The 20220-nt window shown below is 54.3% G+C and carries 12 protein-coding genes and 1 tRNA gene; 5 read left to right on the forward strand and 8 right to left on the reverse strand.

Annotated elements, in window-relative coordinates:
* Positions 1 to 64 precede the first annotated feature (64 nt).
* The 3 genes from J2I47_RS03570 to J2I47_RS03580 all read right to left on the reverse strand — a co-directional run bounded on the left by J2I47_RS03570 (position 65) and on the right by J2I47_RS03580 (position 4715).
* Complete coding sequence (locus J2I47_RS03570; protein ID WP_207363194.1) at positions 65 to 1729, reverse strand: DUF8832 domain-containing protein; 1665 nt, start codon at positions 1727 to 1729, stop codon at positions 65 to 67.
* A gap of 138 nt (positions 1730 to 1867) precedes the next feature.
* Positions 1868 to 3106, reverse strand: coding sequence for a hypothetical protein (locus J2I47_RS03575; RefSeq protein ID WP_207363195.1), 1239 nt, complete (start codon positions 3104 to 3106; stop codon positions 1868 to 1870).
* 349 nt (positions 3107 to 3455) lie between these two features.
* Positions 3456 to 4715, reverse strand: a complete 1260-nt coding sequence (locus J2I47_RS03580; RefSeq protein ID WP_207363196.1) for an asparagine synthetase B — start codon at positions 4713 to 4715, stop codon at positions 3456 to 3458.
* A 169-nt stretch (positions 4716 to 4884) separates the two neighbouring features.
* Between J2I47_RS03580 and J2I47_RS03585 the strand changes: the two genes are divergently transcribed.
* The gene (locus tag J2I47_RS03585) at positions 4885 to 6123 is read left to right on the forward strand and encodes an ABC transporter permease (protein WP_207363197.1); all 1239 of its coding nucleotides are present in this window, start codon (positions 4885 to 4887) and stop codon (positions 6121 to 6123) included.
* Positions 6124 to 6393: 270 nt separating this feature from the next.
* On the forward strand, positions 6394 to 9135 hold the full coding sequence (locus J2I47_RS03590) for a TonB-dependent receptor (RefSeq protein WP_310587618.1): 2742 nt from the start codon (positions 6394 to 6396) through the stop codon (positions 9133 to 9135).
* Between the two features lie 73 nt (positions 9136 to 9208).
* Here J2I47_RS03590 and J2I47_RS03595 read toward each other — a convergent pair whose 3' ends face one another.
* Positions 9209 to 9949, reverse strand: a complete 741-nt coding sequence (locus J2I47_RS03595) for a class I SAM-dependent DNA methyltransferase (RefSeq protein ID WP_207363199.1) — start codon at positions 9947 to 9949, stop codon at positions 9209 to 9211.
* A 111-nt stretch (positions 9950 to 10060) separates the two neighbouring features.
* Between J2I47_RS03595 and J2I47_RS03600 the strand changes: the two genes are divergently transcribed.
* The 3 genes from J2I47_RS03600 to J2I47_RS03610 all read left to right on the forward strand — a co-directional run bounded on the left by J2I47_RS03600 (position 10061) and on the right by J2I47_RS03610 (position 16028).
* Positions 10061 to 10144, forward strand: a tRNA-Leu gene (locus J2I47_RS03600).
* Positions 10145 to 10476: 332 nt separating this feature from the next.
* Positions 10477 to 14334, forward strand: coding sequence for a PVC-type heme-binding CxxCH protein (locus tag J2I47_RS03605; protein WP_207363200.1), 3858 nt, complete (start codon positions 10477 to 10479; stop codon positions 14332 to 14334).
* Positions 14335 to 14405: 71 nt separating this feature from the next.
* Positions 14406 to 16028 (forward strand): NADP-dependent glyceraldehyde-3-phosphate dehydrogenase, encoded by a 1623-nt coding sequence (locus J2I47_RS03610; RefSeq protein ID WP_207363201.1) that lies wholly within the window; start codon positions 14406 to 14408, stop codon positions 16026 to 16028.
* Positions 16029 to 16129: 101 nt separating this feature from the next.
* On the opposite strand, the gene J2I47_RS03615 is transcribed toward J2I47_RS03610, so the two are convergent.
* From J2I47_RS03615 to arsM, 4 genes are all read right to left on the reverse strand, one after another.
* Entirely contained in the window at positions 16130 to 17473 is a 1344-nt protein-coding gene (locus tag J2I47_RS03615) for an OmpA family protein (RefSeq protein WP_207363202.1), read from the reverse strand.
* Between the two features lie 155 nt (positions 17474 to 17628).
* Positions 17629 to 17820: an exodeoxyribonuclease VII small subunit gene (xseB, locus tag J2I47_RS03620; protein WP_207337588.1), complete on the reverse strand. Its 192-nt coding sequence runs from the start codon at positions 17818 to 17820 to the stop codon at positions 17629 to 17631.
* Positions 17821 to 17950: 130 nt separating this feature from the next.
* Entirely contained in the window at positions 17951 to 19147 is a 1197-nt protein-coding gene (locus tag J2I47_RS03625) for an exodeoxyribonuclease VII large subunit (protein WP_207363203.1), read from the reverse strand.
* Between the two features lie 86 nt (positions 19148 to 19233).
* Entirely contained in the window at positions 19234 to 20202 is a 969-nt protein-coding gene (arsM, locus tag J2I47_RS03630; RefSeq protein ID WP_207363204.1) for an arsenosugar biosynthesis arsenite methyltransferase ArsM, read from the reverse strand.
* Positions 20203 to 20220 lie beyond the last annotated feature (18 nt).

Here is a 20220-nt window from a genome sequence, read left to right on the forward strand (position 1 = left end):
AAGTCCGTGGTACGTTCGCGAAGCCATTGTTCATTGTACATTCTGCATTGTACATTAACCTTGCCTACTTCACTTGCGTATCAAACACGCCGGTTTGCACCTGGCCATTGCGCTTTACTTGTACCCAGATACGGTAGTGGCCTGGGCGGGGGAAGGCGTAGGGGAACGTAACCATGTTATTGATGCCGGTGCCGTGGTCCATGCCGGGCATTTGCAGGGCGAGCATAGCATTCTTTTCGGTTTCTGGTTTGGCTTTGAACTGGGTCAGGTAGGTATCAATGCTGTCGCGGAAACGGGCGCCATTGAGTCGGGGCGCTGTGCGTGAGGTATCGGCAATGCGGTTAACCAGCATGGTTTCTGAGGCCATTGAATACGTACCCACGGGATGCAGGTGAATGTAGACTGTACCGTCGGAACGGAGAATGGCGGCGTGACCGCCCATGCCCAGGTAGGGTTCCAGTTTGGCTGCTTTACCAGCCGGGTCGGCCACAGCAAATTTCAGCGTGTATAATTCGCCTGCGTTCAGTATCGGGCTGGGTTTGTCGGTCCAGATCATGGTCGAACCGTCGGTGAGGCGGGTGCTGGCACCGGGTTTTCCGCAGGCCACCATGTCGTTGTCGAGGTGTAATTTTCCAACAGCTTCTTGTTTCACGCCCATCGGTTCAGTGAGCAAATAGCTATCATCGGGGTCGACGGTGCGGAGCGCGGCCTGAGCAGCGGAGACTTTCACCGCCGGAATATCGACGGTATCGGTGAGGGTTTCGGCGTAGCCTGAGCGGTAGACCACATCGGTAAACAGCAGGTAACGACCACCGGGCAAGTTGGGTAATCGTGCCTCAAAATGCAATGAATCGCGACGGGTGGCGTGCAGATGCGCGAAGGCGTCCATACCCGGCATACGCACCAGAAACGTGTGCATGAGCTTGCCGTGGTCGGGCACGAGCAGGTTGAAATCACGCCGACGTTGCCAGTTTTTGCTGAAGCCGGTGGTGTCAGGTTGCATGGTGAGCACCACTTGTCCTTTGTCGTCAGGAATGGCCTTGCTGATAAGCGGAACAGGTTTATAAAGCTGGTAGGTCCGGTATTCGTCGGCCCAGCTATTCCACCACATCCGTCCGCCCGACAGCACCATCACTAAAACAACCCCACCGACAACCATCCCCGCCAGTCGACGGCGGCCTAGCTTTTTTGTTGCTTCGTCTCCCGGCTTACTGACACCGTCGGCATTGCTGGCCCCGATGATTGTTATTAGCATAGCAACCAGCAGCAGGCCCATTACGGCCAGCCCGGCACCAGTTCCGGCGGGCATCTCGCGGGTGGCGGTCGAGTTTGCCATCATTGGAATGACCAATTCGGCTTTGCCATCGGGGCCATTAAGGGTTAGCTCAACACTAGTCGAGCCAGACTGCATAAACCAGATAGCACCTTCATAACGGTCATTCCCGACGGCTTTCAGGGCTTCGGCTTCGGGTGAACCTTCATCGCCTTCAAAGAAAAAAACGGGCCGACCCACTATGCTGGTTACCCGACCTTTCTCTACATAAACAGTTACCTGGGCGGTGCCCGGCACCACGTCGGGCGGCTGCACACTGATGAGCAGTTGGTAGTTGCCCACCCGTTTTTGCACAACTACGCCAGCACTACCCACGTGGGCGTAACTACTGAGCGAATGGGTGGTTGAAAGAATAAACAAACAGAAAAAGAGCAGGCGGGGGAGAAGGCGTTTCATGGAGGAGGTTTAATAGCAGTCTCACGGAGCAAATCGCCGCGACGGCGGACCGTCCGTGCTGTGAATTATAACAGGTGGAAAACACCGACGGTCCGCCGTCGCGGCAAATCGTCGCAGCGGCGGACCGTCCGTGAGACGTTACCGTACAACGCGCCGCATCCAGTTACCCCACCACAGGCCAATGCGGGCAGACACAAACGCGATAAGCAGCGCTATGCCAAATTCGGTGGCAAACTGACCCGCCGTTTGGTTAAACCACGGGCCAAACTTGTAGCGGTATTCCCAGTTGGGATCTTCAGCGTACATCCACGAATGGCTCATAAAGAACCAGTTACGGGCCAGCGGCGATTCTTGCAGGAATCCACCGAACGGCCATTGTACGGCCAGGAAAACAAGCATAAAGACTATCGCCGCTATGGCCGCTAATAGCCAGTCGTTCAGTGGTTTAACGACGCGGCCTGTTGAAAAACGATTGAACACCCAATCGAGGGCGAGTCCCGGAAAGACGAGCAACATGGGAAAAACAAACGCCTGGTAATGGGTAATCGGGTTTCGGACCGGACTCAGTTTAGGTGTGGCCGGAAATTGCTGGAGTACCCAGCTTGGCACCGCAATCACCAGCATATAAACGGCTGCTACCGTCAGGATAGGATAACGAAACCGGGTGTCACCGCTTACCGCGCGACCAATGGTCATCAGCAGAAACGGAAATATGATGGCGGCGTTGGTGTAGTATGACGAGTTGTGCGAGGCATACCGCCCCAAATTTTCCGATACCAGCACAAACAAGACGCTAAGCATAAACGCGCTTGATAGCGTAAACAGCAATCGGATGCGGGCTGCCTGCCGGGGATCGGTTTGGCTGTTGGTCTGATTTTGCTGGGCTAACACCGCCACAATAGCCCCAAACTGCACCATCATCATACCCACCAGCAAAATCGTATGGGGTGGCGTAAGAATCTGGACGTCAAGGCCGTAGGTGTTGTGCCACCAGTCGTCGAAAGGGGCGGAGGTAAGCATGGCCAGGGCTCCCCACACGCAATACATGGCGCCGAGTGACCCGTAGAAAACGCCCCAGAACCGCACTGACTTGGGCCGGTCGGGGTGATTTTTCTCAAACGTCATGGACAGAATCTGGTAGCCCGAAAACAGGCCCGATACCAGGGCGCCGGTATACATGACCACGTGCGGTGCCGAAAACAGCCCGTCGCGGCCAATGCTCATATGCCACATTATGTCCCAGAGCAGGCCCATGATGATGCAGAATGAGGCGAAAACGACGGCGTATACGTAGGTGGGTAATCCGAGCCGCCAATCGGTGGGGCGGGATGGAGTAAGGGGGTATGCCGGGGCGGAGTCAGGAAAGGCAGCTTGCATGAGTTTGGTTCAGAACGAGTTGAACCAAAGATGCAGAAAAGTCGGAATGGGTTGCCCGTAGAATTACACGAGCGGTGAACTGTTGCGGCAACGGCTATTTCGACCAGAAACCTTTGGCAATCAGGTACGGGATCAAAAGCCAGAGGAGGCCTTTGATGAGGAAGAATAAGAACCCGGCCCAGCCCAGGCGCTTAAACCACAACCGGAATTTGTTATCTGTTGGTGCTTCCACGTAGAGATTTACGAATTACGAGGTACGATTTACGATTTTTGCTGACGCATGAAATTGCTATAGAGCAAAAGGAGCGTCAGCAAAAATCGTAAATCGTACCTCGTAATTCGTAAATCTCTACGTTTTCTGTTTTTTCTTTTTCGCCGCCGGGAAGAGAATGTTATTCAAAATGAGCCGGTAGCCTGCCGAGTTGGGGTGCAGGTTCAGATCGGTGGGTTCCTCGCCGATCTCGTGGCGGTAGTCTTCGGGGTCGTGGCCGCCGTAGAAGGTGAAGAAGCCTTTGCCGTAGGGCGCATGAATGTACCGCGCCTCGCCCGCCGCCCGGTTTTCGGCCAGAATGTCTACCTGCGGTTTGATGTAGGCCTTTTTAAACGCCGTGGTCTGCCCCATAAAGCCCTTGATTGTGCTTTGGTGGTTCTGCGTCAGCATGGTAGGAATGGGGTTCCACTTGGCCGAAAACTGAAACAGCGTGAAGTAATCGTTGTGCTCACTCAGACCGCGTTCTTCGGGTTGATTGTCGATGTTCGAGAACTCGATCATATACGGGTTGGTGTACACCTGAAAATCCTTGAAAGCCATTGTCTGGCTGAAATCAAGTTTGCTGTTACACTGCGGGTCGAACGGGTCGCCGTCGTAGAAGGTGTCCACAATGTCGGTGTTCTGCGCCGCCAGGGCAATGTCGTAGGTATCGGTAGCATTGCACATGGCAAACATGTAGCCCCCGCCGAGGGCAAAATCGCGGATTTTTTTCACCACCGCCAGCTTCATCTGCGGCACTTTGGTGAAGCCAAACTTCTGGGTGATCACTTCGGCTTCGCGGCGCTGGGCGATATACCAAGGCTGGTCTTTCATGTGGAAAAACTTACCGAACTGGCCCGTGAAATCTTCGTGGTGCAGGTGCAGCCAGTCGTATTCGGGCAGTTTGCTATTTAGTACCTCTTCGTCGAAAACCACGTCGTAGGGTATCTCGGCATAGGCCATTACCATCGTCACGGCATCGTCCCAGGGTTGCTTGGTCTTGGGCGAATACACGGCCACTTTGGGCGCTTTCTGGAGCTTCACGGCATCCATGTTCGCGTTGGGCGAATTGATTTCGGCCAGGATATTAGCTGCGTCGGCGTCGGAAATGGTCTCGAACGTGACGCCCCGAATGAGCATTTCTTTGGAAAAAGCAGGTGACTGCGGCATCAGAAACGACCCGCCCCGGTAGTTGAGCAGCCAGTCGATTTCGGTGTCGTGCGTTTTCAGCACCCAATAGGCAATTCCGTAGGCCTTCAGGTGGTTTTTCTGCGCCTCGTCCATCGGCACCAGAATACGGGCGGCAAAACTGGCCGTCGAGAGCAGAAAAAGGACAAGCGGTAGGAGTAAGCGTCTCATTGGCAGGTCAGCAAGCTGGTTAGCTAGTAGCTTTGTAACGAAGAAAAAAAGGCTCAATGTACAATGAACAATGTATAATGTACAATGGCTCATCAGCCAGCGTACTTAATCCGACTAACTCTGCCGTAAGTGACATTGTACATTGTGCATTATACATTGTTCATTAAAAATGAATATACTCGAAAATATCCGCGAAGGGTGGCGTTCTATTCTCAGCAACCGGCTGCGGACTATCCTGACGGCCCTCATTATTGCCATTGGCATCACCTCGCTGGTGGGTACGCTCACGGCTATCGACGGCATTCAGGCTTCCCTTAACAGCAGTTTCGAGGGGCTGGGTGCCAACACGTTCAGCATTGGCCCCCGGCAGGAAACGCGCCGGTTTAGTGGCCGGGTGATCCAGAAAGACCGGGCCATCGACTACCACGAAGCCCTTGCGTTTAAAAAACGGTACAAATACGGGGCCACAATCACCATTTCTGCACCCATAACGGGGGCGGGGCAGGTGAAGTATGGCTCAAAGAAAACGAACCCTAATGTGCAGGTCTTGGGTATAGACGAAGGCTATTTGCCCGTAAAAAGCTACAAAATGGCGCAGGGAAGAGCCTTCACTGCCAATGACATCGACTTGTCGCTCAACGTGGCCCTGATTGGCAGCGAACTGGCCGGTACCCTGTTCGGTAAAAATATAAACCCGATTGGGCAGGTGATTCGAGTAATGGGCGGGCAGTTTCGGGTGTTGGGTGTACTGGCCAAAAAAGGCTCGCTCTCTGGGGCTGGCGATGACCGAATCGTGCTGGTACCTTTTGAAACAGGGCGTCAGCTGGCTGGAGACCGGGCGTTGACATTCAACATTTCGGCGTCGGTTACGCAGATTAACGATCAGGATATGGCCGTGGGCGAGGCCACCGGGCTTATGCGCCAAATTCGTCACGACCCGCTGGGCCAGCCCGACTCGTTTGAAATTCAGCGCGACAATGCCCTGCTTGATGACATTGCCGATACAACGGGGTATCTGCGCTGGGGTGGGTTTGGCATTGGGGCCATAACACTGCTGGGAGCCGCCATTGCCCTTATGAATATCATGCTGGTCTCTGTGACCGAGCGTACCCGGGAAATCGGCATCCGGAAATCGCTGGGAGCTACGCCGAGCCGCATTCGTCAACAGTTTTTATTCGAGGCTATTGTCATCTGTTTGCTGGGTGGTGTAGTTGGCATTCTGCTGAGCCTGATGCTGGGCAACGTAGTAGCAAGCGCCATCAGTAACGGGGCCGGGCGCTTTGTAGTGCCCTGGCTGTGGATGGTGCTGGGCGTTGTGGTGTGCATAGCAGTTGGCTTATTTTCAGGTATTTACCCCGCAATCCGTGCTTCCCGGCTAGACCCGATAGAGGCATTACGGTATGAGTAAAATCCGCATTTATTAATGCGTATACTCTATCTACTTGATCAAAAAAGCCGCATTTTATATATAATCTATCCAGTTTACTGTATGAGTTTTACCAGTGTCTCTTCTGATTAGCACGAATAGGATGTGGTGTTAAGCAAGGATTAAAAAATTATGTGGTCTATATTTGTTAACGAGCAATACAAAATTGCTCTTCTAATCAAAAAGACCGTAGATCCTATGCTTAACAGGTACAACGCAGCCACCCGTACTGTGGTATCCGTAATTTTACTTGTGCTCATCACCACTGTGTCATGGGCGCAGGCCGTATTAAGAGGTACGATTACAGACGAAGCCAAAACCCCACTAGCTGGGGTATCGGTGGTATTGGTAGGAACAAACGCTGGCGCCACGACCGACGGAGAAGGCAAATACGCCTTGAAATTGCCCGATGGTACGCAGAAAGTAACGTACTCATTTATTGGTTTTAATACTGTCACTAAAACGGTGACGGTAGCAGGTGCTGATCAAACGCTGGATGTGCAACTCGAAGCGGCACTGTCAAACCTGTCAGAGGTGGTGGTTGTGGGTAGTCGGGCCTCGCAACGGTCTATCGTCGATTCACCCGTTCCGGTTGATATTCTCTCGGCAGCAGATTTGAAAACGACGGGCCAACCCACATTCGATAAGTCGATGCAGTATCGGGTGCCGTCATTCAACACCGTCAATACGCCCGTTAACGACGCTACAACGCTACTTGACCCCTGGGAACTCCGCAACATGGGCCCCAGCCGCACGCTGATTCTGGTCAACGGAAAGCGCAAGAACCTGTCTTCATTGCTCTACGTGCAGTTCTCGCCCGGTCGTGGCGAAACGGGCGTTGATATCTCGTCTATCCCGACGCAGGCTATCAAGCGCGTTGAAATCCTGCGCGATGGAGCCTCAGCCCAATATGGGTCAGACGCTATTGCCGGGGTTATCAATATCATCCTGAAAGACAAGTACGACTTTTCGAGTCTTGACATCAACACGGGTATTACCTCGAAAGGAGACGGTGGGATGTATAGCGTGGCCTTCAACGGAGGTAGCAATCTGGGCGGCAACGGCTTTTTGAACTATACCCTCAACCTGCAGCAGCAAAACAGCGCCGTACGCTCTGGTACGATCTACGCACCCTCAGAAAAAGCGGCTTTTGGAGGCAGTGCCGCCTCTGATGCACTGATTGATGCTTACCTGAAAGATTTTCCGACGGCCAACAACATCAACGGCACCGGCGAAACCTCGGCAGCCCGCTTCCTCATCAACGGCGGCGTTTCGCTGGGTAATAAGCTGGAACTGTATGGCAACGCGGCGATGGTGATGAAGCGCGTATCGAGCTTTGCCAACTTCCGTACACCCTACTGGCGGCAAGACCGGGGTCTGCTTCACAGCCCTACCGACAATGGTGGCAAGAACTACCTTACTGCTGCCACGCTGGCGTTTCCTAAAGAAGACAACGTTGACCTCTACAAAGGCTACATCGGCTACGTGCCCACCTTTGAAGGTGACATGATCGACCATAACGCGACGTTGGGTGTAAAAGGCGAAACCAACGGCTGGAAGCATGATGTGAGCCTGACCACGGGTTTTAACGGCCAGACCTACACCGTTGATAATACCGTGAACCGGTCATTAGGAAAATCAAGCCCTACCCGGTTTAAGCCCGGTGGGTATGAGTTCAGCCATCTGGTGGGTAACGTCGATATTTCGAAGCAGGTGACAGACAAGCTGGGTTTGGCTTTTGGTATGGAAGCCCGCTCAGAGAAGTACACCATCATTGCGGGTGACGAAGCGTCGTACACGCAGGAGGGGTCGAATTCGTTTCCTGGTCTGAACCCGTTGAATGCTGGCGTCAATCAGCGCTTCAACATTGGCGCCTACGCTGACCTTAGCTACGACGTGACCAAGGATTTCCTGCTCAACGGTACGGTTCGGACCGAGAACTACAGCGATTTCGGCAACGCCAACGTGTTTAAGGTCTCGACGCGCTACAAAATAGCCGACGATAAAGTAGTCCTACGCGCCTCATATTCAACGGGTTTCCGCGCCCCTACGCTGCATCAGATCTACGCCCAATCGATCCAGGCATCGTTTGTGGGCGGCCAGATTCAGTCGTCAGGTCTGTTCAACAACCGCAGTGCGCAGGCCCGTCTGCTGGGTATTCCTTCTCTTCGCCCCGAGAAATCGACTAACCTGACGCTGGGAGTAGCCCTGAACCCTACCAAAAACTTGAACATCACGCTCGATTATTACAACATCAACGTGAAGGACCGGATTGTGTATAGCTCGTCGATTAGTTCGTCAGACAAAACCAGTTCACTCTACGGGATCCTGAATCAGTATGGTGTGACGAGCATTCAGTTCTTCATCAATGGTATCGAAACCAACAACTCAGGCCTCGATGCCGTAGTATCGTACCGGAATATTTTGTTGGGAGCGGGTAAGCTGGGTCTGAACGTGGCGGGCAACTTCACGATCAACAATGAGATCGTGGGTACGCCCACCGACCCTGCCCCGATCAAAGCGGCTGGCGCCACCATTCTGAACACGCAGATCAAGTCGCTGCTGACCGAAAGCCGCCCCCGTTACAAGGTAATCTTCGGGGCCGACTACGGTATTGGTAAGTTTAACATCAACCTGAACAGCACCCTGTTTGGCTCAACGTCGTTCCAGGATCTGGACAATGGCGGTGCCATTATGGAGCATATCAAGGCTACGTTCGTACCTGCTGCCGTGACGGATTTAAGCGTTGGGTATTTGTTTAGCAAAAACGTAACGGGTACGCTCGTTGTCAATAACCTGTTTAATGTGTTGCCGAAGTGGGACCTGATTGCGCAGGATTCGGAAGGTGCCAAAGCCATTGCTGACCCCCTTGCCAAAGCACGTCTCCGCGGAGATTTGGGCTTCAGCGGCCGGTATGACATTCTGGGCTACAATGGCTCGCAGTTCAGCCAGTTAGGCACTACCTTTTTCGCCAACCTGAACATCCGGTTCTAATTCTGGAGCGGAACGCCCCCGGCACCGCTCTGCTGAACTAAAAAAGCCCCGTCTGCTACAGACGGGGCTTTTTTTATGCATGTCTAGCCGAAAAAATCCACGTATCAAACGCGTAAGTTGACTGTCTTTTTTCGGCGAAAACGGTCAGGTCGGCCAGTTGCAGAAGCAGCTTAATCTCATCGGGCAGAAAAGCTCGCAATGTGGCGTCATCCTGGGCAATGGGCTGTAAGGGTTGTCCAGGCACTTCAATAAAAAAATCAGAATGCCAGTCCCAGCCGAAACTGGTGGTGAGGTTGGGCGTGTAGCGGCTTTGGCGCAGATAAACTTGCCCACCATATAGTGCCCGGTGTTCCACCACAGTGTCAGGATTCAGATCGGGCAGGAACGAGGCGGCGTCGATGAAGTCAAAATGGAGTGTGCCGGTGGAAGCGAGGTGATTTTTCAACTGCCGAAACGTACTGAGCACATCGGCATTGGTGAGGATGTAACTGAGGCTACGGGCCGTAATCAGGATGGCGTCGTAGACGCGTTCCAGGCGTAACGTCCGCATATCGGCTTGCTCAAAATGGACCTCCGGGCATCGTTTTTGGGCTAATTCCAGCATTTGCTGGCTAATGTCTACGCCTGTATAATCGTAGCCCGCCGCCACGAAACGGCCGGCAAGGTGCCCGCTCCCGCACCCAATTTCGAGTACCGATTTTGCCTTCTGTTTTTGTAACAGGCGCTTGTATAGGCTGAACTCGGCGTCGTAGTCGATAAACGTCTGATAGAGTGCGTCATAGAGATAAGCCAGATCAGAATAGAGCTTAGTCATGAGTGTAGTTTACGGGTGAGCGTTACTGAATTGGTCGCTAAATATTGCATTTACAGGCGCAAAACGCTACTTTTGCGTCACGTTCAACAGAACAGCTACCGAATTTAACCTGCCGGGTTGGCGGAACCGGTAGACGCGATGGTCTCAAACACCATTGTTCGCAAGGACATGCCGGTTCGAGTCCGGCACCCGGTACGAAAACGGCCCCTCTACACTGTGGAGGGGCTTTTTTGTGCCTATCTCAATGGTGTAACCCCTAGTGCTACACTTGAGATGGACGCATCACCTCATTAGTCAGACGCAGTGCAAAACCCTTCAAGAGTAAGATTTTAGCTCCGTCACAGCTATGAAAACCACAAAGCGCATTATCAAGGGGGGCGTTTCCATCTTGTGCAACTACTTGTCCCATCGGGACATAACATAACAGCGTAGCGTCGGTAGAAAAATGGCGCTTGTCAATTAACATACCCGGTTGGTAAAAAAGGGGCGGAAAGGGATTTATTGGGTAATCATGCCTTTAGCTAGTTATGAAACTCACGATCCTTAGTATCAGCCTTATTTTTCTTGGCCTTTCCTATGCGTTTCGGCCTGTTCCCGTTAGTCAGGCCACTACTACGCTGGCTACGGTTGTTGGCGGGCCAAAGCCGTTGGTGATTAAGCAGGACAAAAACGGCGAAGCCATCAGCGTATACCGCGCTGGTGAGAAAAATCCCATACTCACCCAGGTGACGAAAGCCGATTTCAGGCCCTACCTGCACCCTATTGTTGCGCCCGACGGCAAAGGAGTACTGACTGAGTATAGCCCCGGCCACCACAAACACCAGACAGGTTTATACTGGGGGTTTACCCGCGTGAATGGCCGCGATTACTTTCACCATCCGCAGGGCGACTACTGGCGGCGGGTGTCGGCGAAGGTGATGCCCACCAAGGGCAACACCGTAGGCTGGCAAACCGTCTATAACCTCATCGACTCGACCGGCAAAACTGTATTGACCGAGACTCAAAACTGGTCTATGCGCGAACAGAACGGCACGTTTTTGCTCAACTTAGAGTGGAATGGTGACGCCCGGACCGACGTTACGATTGGTAAGTATGATTATGGTGGCTTGTTTCTGCGTATGCCCTGGCATGAAGGCATTCGTGGTGAGGTGGTTAATGCCGCCCGCCAGCGTAACGAAAAAGCCGAAGGCCAACCCGCCACCTGGGTCGACGTGGGAATGCAGGTGGACGGACGCAACGATCTGGCCCACATCGCCATTTTGGATCACCCTCAAAATCGCAACTACCCTACCCCCTGGCGCGTAGACGGACAGCTGGGTATTGGCCCCGCTCGCGCCCGCAATGGCGACTGGCATATCAAAAAGGGCGAGACAGAGGTGCTCAAACACCAGATCGTGATCTATACGGGTACGCTCAGCGACGTTGCCCTGAACAAAACCTTCGGCGAATTTATTGGTAACGCGGGTATCTATAACTCAACGGTGTTGTGGGGCGTTGCCCAGAAAGAAGGCCGGGAGGCTAAATTTCTTACCCCATCCGAAGCCGTCGCGGCCATGACGGTAACGAAGGGCTATCAGGTAAACGCCTGGGCCGCCGAACCACTCATGACCCAGCCAATGGCCTTCTGCTGGGACGACCGGGGGCGAATGTGGATTGCCGAAAACCGCGATTACGAGTCAAGGGGCAAGGGCTTTTCCAATTCGGGCGACAGCCGCATCCTGATTTTGGAAGACACCGACCACGATGGCGTAGCCGACAGCCGCAAGGTATTCATGGAAGGTATCGCGTTTCCGGCGGCCATTGCCGTGGGCTTCGGCGGCGTATTTGTAGGCGCCCCGCCTAATCTGCTGTTCGTGCCGGACAAAAATGGCGACGATAAGGCCGATATGGACAATATCGAGGTGCGGCTGACGGGCTGGGGCATCCGCGACCGCCACGAAACGCTGAACAGTTTCCACTGGGGACCCGACGGCTGGCTCTATGGGTGTCAGGGCTTTGCTACGCCCTCGAAGGTGCGCAAGCCAGTTGGGAAAGGCCGTCTGTATAAACACAATGATCCTTTCCCGGACGACGTGCTGGCGGGCGAAGGCACCGACATTAACGGCGGGGTGTGGCGGTACCACCCTATCAAAGACAAGTTTGAGGTGGTGGCCCACGGGTTTAGCAACCCCTGGGGTATCGACTACGATGCCAAGGGGCAGATGCTCATCACGGCCTGTGTGATTCCGCACCTCTGGCACGTGGTTCCGGGTGGTATTTATCACCGGCAGGGGGGGCAGCACTTCAACCCTTACGTCTACGACGACATTAAAACCATTGCCGATCATAGCCACCGTTCGGCGCATGGCGGGGCACGGGTCTACCTGTCCGACGCCTTTCCCAAAACGCAGCAGGGCCGTATTTTCATGGCCAACATCCACGAACATGGCATCTTGTCAGACGTGCTCACGCCCAAAGGATCGGGCTTTGTGGGGACGCATGGCGAAGACTTCATGATGGCCAACAACGCCCAGTGGGTTGGCTTTAGCATGGAAGTTGGTCCCGAAGGAGGGCTGTACGTGCTCGACTGGCACGATGCCGACATCTGTGGGTCGAGTGTGCTCAATGAAGAAACCGGGCGGATCTTTCGTATCATGCCCACCGAGTCGCAGGCCCAAAACTGGCCGGGGCGTTATAGCGATCTGGGTAAAATGAGTGATGACCAGCTAGTGGCCCTGCAAACCAGTCCCAGCGAATGGCATGCCCGCCGGGCGCGGGTTATCCTGCAAAGTCGGGCCGCTAGCGGAAAACTTGCCCCGTCGGCACAGGCGGCCCTGCACACGATCTTCCAGACCAACGCCAACACCAGCTGGCGGCTTCGTGCCCTGTGGACTATGCACGTGACGGGTAGCCTGGCTCCTGACGAACTTACGCGGGCACTGGCCGACAAGGAACCTTACGTGCGGGCGTGGGCCGTGCAACTGCTGTGCGAAGATAAAACCCCTTCAACTCAGGCGTTGGCGGCCTTTCAGACTATGGCCAGGCAGGATCAATCACCAGTGGTGCGGCTGTACCTGGCTTCGGCTATGCAGCGGTTACCCAATGAAGTTCGCTGGAAACTGGCCGAGGGTTTGCTTTCTCACCGGCAAGATGCCACTGACCACAATCTGCCCAAAATGATCTGGTACGGACTGGAGCCGTTAGTGAAAGAAAATCCCAAACGTGCCCTGGCCCTGGCCACACAAAGCCAGCTACCCTTGGTGACGCAGTTTGTTGCCCGCCGGGCGGTTGATGCCAACGCCACTGAGGCCCTCGTGACAACTATCGCGGGTCAGCCTAAAAACAAGATTAATTTGCTGGAAGGTATGCGCGACGGGGTGGAGGGCCGCTCTGACCTAACCGCCCCTGCCAATTGGAAGGTCACTTATGCCCGGCTGAAAAGCACAAATGATGGAGCGGCCAACCTAGCCACCGACATTGGCAATCACTTCGGAGGCACCGAAATGGCCATAAAAAGGCTGGCAGTGCTCAATGAGGCCAGGATGCCCATTGAACAGCGGCAGCAGGCGCTTCAAACGCTGGCGGTGCAACAGCGGCCCGAACTGCTGCGCGTCCTGCCCGCGTTGCTAAACGACCCTGGCCTACGTCCGGAGGCCATCCGGGCCGTAGCCAGCTACGACAACGAGCCGCTGGGAAAACAGTTGCTGGAACAGTATCCGAAACTAAACCCCGCCGAGAAGACAGCGGCTATTCAAACCTTGGCTTCGCGGCCTAGCTACGGCTGGATGCTGACGCAGGCATTAGCTAAAAATAAAATTGCCAAACGCGACGTGCCCACCTACATAGCCCGGCAGTTGCGCCGCGTGGTGGGTAGTGGCTTTGTGGAGGTCTGGGGACCTATCGACCATGTGTCGCTGGATGAGAAAGCGTATGCCAAATACCGTAACCTCCTCACCGACGAAGCCGTAGCCAGCGCCAGTTTAGTGAAAGGCCGGACCGTTTTTCTGAACACCTGCGGTCCTTGCCATAAGCTCTACGGTGAAGGCGGCATCATCGGTCCTGAACTGACGGGGTCGAACCGGGCTAACCTGGACTACCTGCTCGGTAACATTCTGGACCCCAGCGCTGAAATTCAGGATGATTATAAAATGGTGGTCATCACCACCCGCGATGGCCGTACGTATGTGGGCAATGTGGCCAAAGAAACGGAACGGCAGCTTACGCTCCGGGTGGTTGGGCAGAATGCCGTGGCAATTAATAAGTCAGACATTCAGTCGCGGGAGGTGAACCCTGTCTCTATGATGCCTACGGGCTTGCTGGACCCACTTTCCGAAACGGAAGTGAAGGAGTTGGTGGCTTATCTGCGCACTACGATGCCTTTGAAAAAGCCCTTGGCAAAGAAATAAGTGGGTATGCGTTAGTTGTCGTACTATTGTGTTTATAGTACGACCTGTACTCACTTTTGATTAGTAGCTACATGACATCGTTACCAACGAATCTTTTTCCGGCCTCCATGGCCGACGTGCCTGCCGATTACCGCATTGAACCGCTGCATCAGCGCGAATACCTGCTTAATGGCGACATGGTAGCCTGGAACGGTCCCGTATCGGAAGTCTACTCGCCGGTTTGTATGCCCGACCAGACGGGTACCCTGCAACGGGTGCTGGTTGGCTCATTTCCTGTAGCTGGCCCTACCGAAGCGATGGCCGCCCTCGATGCTGCATCGGCGGCCTATGATAATGGCCGGGGCGAATGGCCCATGATGAGCGTGACCGACCGCATCAAGCACATGGAGGTGTTTATTGGTAAGATGATTGAGCAGAAAGCGTTGGTTGTCAAATTGTTGATGTGGGAAATCGGTAAAAATCTCGCCGACTCGACCAAAGAATTCGACCGGACAGTGACCTACATCTACGACACCATCGACGCCTACAAAGATATTGACCGGGCGGGGTCGCGGTTTAAGATTACCGAGGGCATTATCGGCCAAATCAGGCGGGCACCGCTCGGCGTAGTGTTGAGCATGGGGCCATTCAACTACCCGCTCAACGAGACCTATACGACCCTGATTCCGGCGATTTTGATGGGCAACACGATCCTGTTCAAAACACCCAAGCATGGTTCGTTGCTGCACTACCCCATGCTCGAGGCCTTTCGCACGAGCTTTCCGAAGGGCGTAGTCAACTCAATTTACGGGCGCGGTGCCGACGTGGTGCCGCCCCTGATGCAGTCGGGTAAGGTAAATGTGCTGGCCCTGATTGGGTCGAGTAAAGTGGCTGATAGCCTGAAAAAAATGCACCCTAAAAGCAATCGCCTGCGGGCTGTGCTGAGCCTCGACGCCAAAAACGCCGCTATCGTGCTGCCCGACGCCGACCTCGACGTGGCCGTGAGCGAAGGTATACTAGGAGCCCTGTCATTTAACGGCCAACGCTGCACGGCGCTCAAGATTTTCTGGGTTCACCGATCCATTGCCGATCAGTTCACAGAGAAACTATCGGCTGCTGTCAACAAGCTAAAGCCGGGTATGCCCTGGGAGGCGGGAGTGAACATTACACCCCTGCCCGAACCTACCAAACCAGCTTATATTGCTGATTGCATTGCTGAAGCCGAAGCGCAGGGTGCACGGATAATGAATGAAGGCGGCGGCGCGGCCCACGAGTCACTGGTGTTTCCGGCGGTGGTATATCCTGTAAAAGACGGTATGAAACTCTACCGTGAAGAACAGTTTGGGCCTATTATTCCGGTGGTACCATTTGATAACATCGAAGAGCCACTACAATATCTCATCAACGCCGACCACGGCATGCAAACGAGTATTTTCGGCAATGATCCGGTGCAGATCGGGCAACTGATTGACCCGCTGGTGAACATCGTTTGCCGGGTGAACATCAACGCCCAATGCCAGCGCGGGCCCGATACATTCCCATTCACGGGTCGGAAGGATTCGGCAGAAGGCACTCTGTCTGTAGAAGATGCGCTTCGGTCATTCTCGATCCGGTCGGTGGTGGCTACCAAGGAGACAGACGCCAACGTGGCCCTTGTTAACAAGATCGTGGGCGAACACGACTCGCAATTCCTTAGTACGAACTTTATTTTTTAAAGTTTAAAGTCTAAGGTCTAACGTTTAAAGTTGGCTGACGCTAACATACTCTTGCGTCAGCCAACTTTAAACGTTAGACCTTAGACTTTAAACCTCGTACTCTACTTCGAAATAATCTTCACGTTGATCTTGCGCATGGGTTGTTTGCCCAACTCGCCTACTTTCACGCCCGTACCCAGGCCGATGGCGTCTACGCGGAGGTAGTTGATTCCCGCCGTTACGATCTGCTGCTTAATAACGTTAGCCCGCTTGAACGAGAGGGCTTTGTTAGTCACGCCACTACCCACTGGCGCATCGTCGGCGTAGCCCTGCAATTGCACCTGCATGGTGGGGCGGGCCTTCAGCATGGCGATTAATTCATTTACCTGCCCCTGTGAAGCCGGCGTCATGGTAAGCGAACCAGGCGCGAACGTAACGCCCGTCAGGCCAAAAATGCGTCCCTTCGGTTGGATAGGATCATTCAGGTAGGTGGTGAGGGCGGTATTGAACGTGGCATCGGTAGCGCCGGCATTGGCAACAGCCACACCAGTAGCCGTGGTAGCCGACGTGCTACTCGTCGACACCGGGCGGGCGGTGGTATCGACCGGTACGGCCAACGAACGGGCTACCGTATCTGCAGCGGCAGAGTCGCTCGAATTGGCTGGTAGTTCCGATGAAACGGCTTCGCTGGGGTTATCGCTGTTTTTGACGCTGTTCTGGTAGATGAAAAAACCACCTACCCCCAGGGCCGCCAGCAAGGCCAGGCCGATGAGCCATTTGCCGGCCGAGCCATCCGAACCGCTATCAGGTTCGGGCTCAAACGAGACCGTCGAGGCCGGAATAGGACGCGTAGCCGACGCTGGGCGCACACTAGCGGACGGGGCATTGCTCCGGGCTGGTGCGGCTACCCCCGCCACGATTTGCTGGATACCCACTTTCTCTACCAATTGGGGAAACAGGCCCTCCGGCACGGCGTTGATGAAGGCTTCGCGCTGATCGAACAGGGAGCCCGCCAGGCCGTCGGCGGTAAGTTTCTTTTCTTTTACCTGCCGCCCCAGCACGTCGAGAACAACGGCGGCGGTGAGGCCCAGCAACGAAATAGCCGACGAGTTACGGATGCCCGCATACGACGAAATCATGCCCGCGATGGAGCTTTTCATGGCGGGCAGCAACCGGCTGATGGCCTCGTTGCCGTTGGTGATAACGGTGTGCGTCTGGGTGGCATCTTTCAACACCGCCGATAAGTCAGCGGTTAGTGAGCCGTCGTAGCCGCTTTTCTGGAGTTGACTAAATAACTGATTTACGCCGATCTCGGTGGTGGTTCGTTTCAACAAACCACCAAAGACGGTATGAACCAGGCCTTCAACCGCCTTCGTGGTTTTTTCGGCGGGTTCGTCTTCGTAAGAAGCGATTTTGGCCAGTACGTCGGGGGTCAAAACCTCATTAAAAGCACCAAATAATGTCATAAGTACGCAGTCAGATACGGTGTCAATACAGCGGTATACCAGTCACTTTCGTTACTGTCTGTGCCGCATTAGAGATGTGATTCATTTTCAGAGGAAGGTCAAAATTAAACACAGTTTTCCAATGGCAGCCCATAGGCCTGTTTATTAATGTGTATCTATTGCCTTTTCTGCAATTGAATCACGGCTTGCTGATAGTCGTCGTCAACGGCGCGTAGTCGCTGCTGACAAAAAGCAATCAGTTCTGTTGCCAGCCTGATTTTACCCGGCAGTTCATCTAGCGGCACGGTGTCGTTTTCAATTTCGTCAACCAGCGTGGTGAGCTGGTCATAAGCGTCTTGATACGTCATAGGGGAGAAAATGGATAATGAACAATGTACAATGAATAATGTACAATGGCTTCGCCTATTGATATGTAGTGCGCAAAGCCATTGTACATTGTACATTATTCATTGTACATTATTCATTGTACATTATACATTATACCTTGTTCATTTTTAACCGTACAACGCCGTCCACCATCTCTGCTTCAACGGGCAAATGGGGTTGAAACTGGGCGGCGCGGGTGATGATTTTGCCGTTTTGGCTTAACATGGCGTAACCCCGTTTGAGAATATTCACAGGGTCGAGATGGCGGATAGTGGTGGCTTTTTCGGTTAACTCCACCTGCCGGTTGCGGAGGTAAAGTTGGGTGCCATAGCGAAAACGGTCCGTGAGCTGGTCAACTTCTTCACGAGCTTCCAGCAAAGCCGTTCGGCCCGATTCAGCCACGCGGAAGGCTAGTTGCAGGCAGGTTTCTTCAAACGTGCGGTTATGTTCCAGCAAAAAAGCGGCGGCTTTGGTGGGCGTTTTCACGCTTTGGTGGCACATCATGTCGGTAATGCTCACGTTGCGGTCGTGGCCGATACCAGCCACAATAGGGTAAGGAAAACTGGCCACGGCAACGCCCATACGCAGGGTATCGAAGGCTCCAAAGTCGAGCTGCGACCCACCACCGCGCACCATCACGACCACATCGTAGGGGACACTGCCAGCCGCAATCTGCTCCAGTTGGGCACAGATGGCCTTGTCGGCACCCGCGCCCTGTACCTGGGTGGCGTATTCGTCGATCATGAAGCGGTAGCCCCAGGGGTTATTGGCCAGTTCCTGCCGAAAGTCGCGCCAGCCGTCGGAGTTGGGTGCGCCGATAAGGGCAATGCGCTGACAGACCGATGGGCGGTCGAGCATCTGATTACTGGTGATATACTGCCCCTGATCGAGCCAGACAAACTGCGAATAGTCACGTACAAGGCTATCCAGCACAGCCTGGCGTTCCCGTTCGAGATTGCCCAGCGTATAAGCATGGTCGATCTGATGTACTTCCAGCCGCATACCATAGACGGCATGGTAGCTCACCGACACGAGCATCAGCAACTGAATGTTTCGGGCAAAGGCCACCTGCGTAGCCGCCTCAAACTGCCTGATGATCGGGTAGTTTTTTCGCCAGATTGCCGCTTCCAGTTTAGCCACCGTCTGGTTGCCCTCGCGCTCCACAAGGGTCATAAAACAGTACTGCCGGTCGGGGTAATTTTTGATGTCACTGGTTTCGGCCACCACCCACATGGCCTTCCCCCCAAAGCTCTCTTCGAGCACGGCATCAATGGTATAGGCAAGATCAGACAGGCGGATGGGAGACATGGGATTTGGGATTGCGGATTTCGGATTGGGGATTGTTGATTGCGCACGGGTTTACTCTGGCGTAAGCAACAATCCCCAATCCGAAATCAACAACATCCTCCCCCGTCGTAGAAATACGTTGAGGGCGAGATGAAGATGTCGTTGCGGCCCAGCGCGGCGAGGGCACCGGCGGTTTTGTCGCACACGGCCAGGGGTTGGTTGGGCAGCAGGACGTGGCCTTTGTGGTCATCGAAATGGTCATTGTCGCCGTAATAAATGGCGGTTCGTCCCGTAAAGATACAAGGCCCGTCGGCGGGCATCGGGTCTTTAATGGCGCAAACTTCCACGCTTTCGATATAAATCAGTTCATTCGTGGCGTAATGATTCGGCGACAGCACCCGGTAGGCTCGTTTGGCCCGTACCTCAATGGTACCAAACCCCACGCTGGCAATCATATCGAGGTAGTCTTGCAACGGCAATGAACCCGTGAGGCACAAAGCCCGTAGCCGGTCGTCGTTGCGCAGTTCAGCAGACATGGGCTGTTCACACGTCGGATCCGACATCACCAGCCGACCGCGCGGTTTGAGCACCCGATACACTTCTTCGAGGGCCAGCCGCAGGTCTTCAGCTTTGAAAATGTTGAACAAACAGTTTTGCGCGGCCACATCAACGCTGTCGTCATCGACGGGCAGGGCCAAAGCAGAGCCTTTGCGGATGTCCATGAAATCGCGATGGAACCAGTCGTTCTGTGCCTCGGCTTCCACCAGATTCTCCTGACAGGCAGCTAGCATTTCGTCAACAATGTCAACGCCAATGATGGCTCCGGGGCGGCGGCTGAAATAGGCAAACTGGAGCAGTTCCATGCCCCCGCCAATGCCCACATACAGCACAGTGGGGCTGTTGACAAGGTCGCGTGGGTTTACGGTGCTGCCACAGCCGTAGTTCATGTCGAGCATTTTTTTGGGCATGCTCAGGCCGGGCAGTTGCCACACGGGGTTGGTGGTGCAGCAAAGGCCAACGTCAGGCGTTTCGGCAGCCTGTTTGTATACGTCGATGGTCGCGTCTAGGTAGGACAAGGGATTTGGGATTTACGA

Origin of the sequence: Fibrella rubiginis, assembly GCF_017353185.1 — a bacterium.
Classification (GTDB): Bacteria; Bacteroidota; Bacteroidia; order Cytophagales; family Spirosomataceae; genus Fibrella; species Fibrella rubiginis.

Excerpts from the sequence above, each read along its gene's own strand:
- J2I47_RS03595 (WP_207363199.1), bottom strand. The coding sequence starts at position 9,949 with ATGACTAAGCTCTATTCTGATCTGGCTTATCTCTATGACGCACTCTAT.
- J2I47_RS03610 (WP_207363201.1), top strand. The coding sequence starts at position 14,406 with ATGACATCGTTACCAACGAATCTTTTTCCGGCCTCCATGGCCGACGTG.
- J2I47_RS03615 (WP_207363202.1), bottom strand. The coding sequence starts at position 17,473 with ATGACATTATTTGGTGCTTTTAATGAGGTTTTGACCCCCGACGTACTG.
- J2I47_RS03605 (WP_207363200.1), top strand. The coding sequence starts at position 10,477 with ATGAAACTCACGATCCTTAGTATCAGCCTTATTTTTCTTGGCCTTTCC.
- J2I47_RS03585 (WP_207363197.1), top strand. The coding sequence starts at position 4,885 with ATGAATATACTCGAAAATATCCGCGAAGGGTGGCGTTCTATTCTCAGC.
- J2I47_RS03625 (WP_207363203.1), bottom strand. The coding sequence starts at position 19,147 with ATGTCTCCCATCCGCCTGTCTGATCTTGCCTATACCATTGATGCCGTG.
- J2I47_RS03575 (WP_207363195.1), bottom strand. The coding sequence starts at position 3,106 with ATGCAAGCTGCCTTTCCTGACTCCGCCCCGGCATACCCCCTTACTCCA.
- J2I47_RS03570 (WP_207363194.1), bottom strand. The coding sequence starts at position 1,729 with ATGAAACGCCTTCTCCCCCGCCTGCTCTTTTTCTGTTTGTTTATTCTT.
- xseB (WP_207337588.1), bottom strand. The coding sequence starts at position 17,820 with ATGACGTATCAAGACGCTTATGACCAGCTCACCACGCTGGTTGACGAA.
- J2I47_RS03580 (WP_207363196.1), bottom strand. The coding sequence starts at position 4,715 with ATGAGACGCTTACTCCTACCGCTTGTCCTTTTTCTGCTCTCGACGGCC.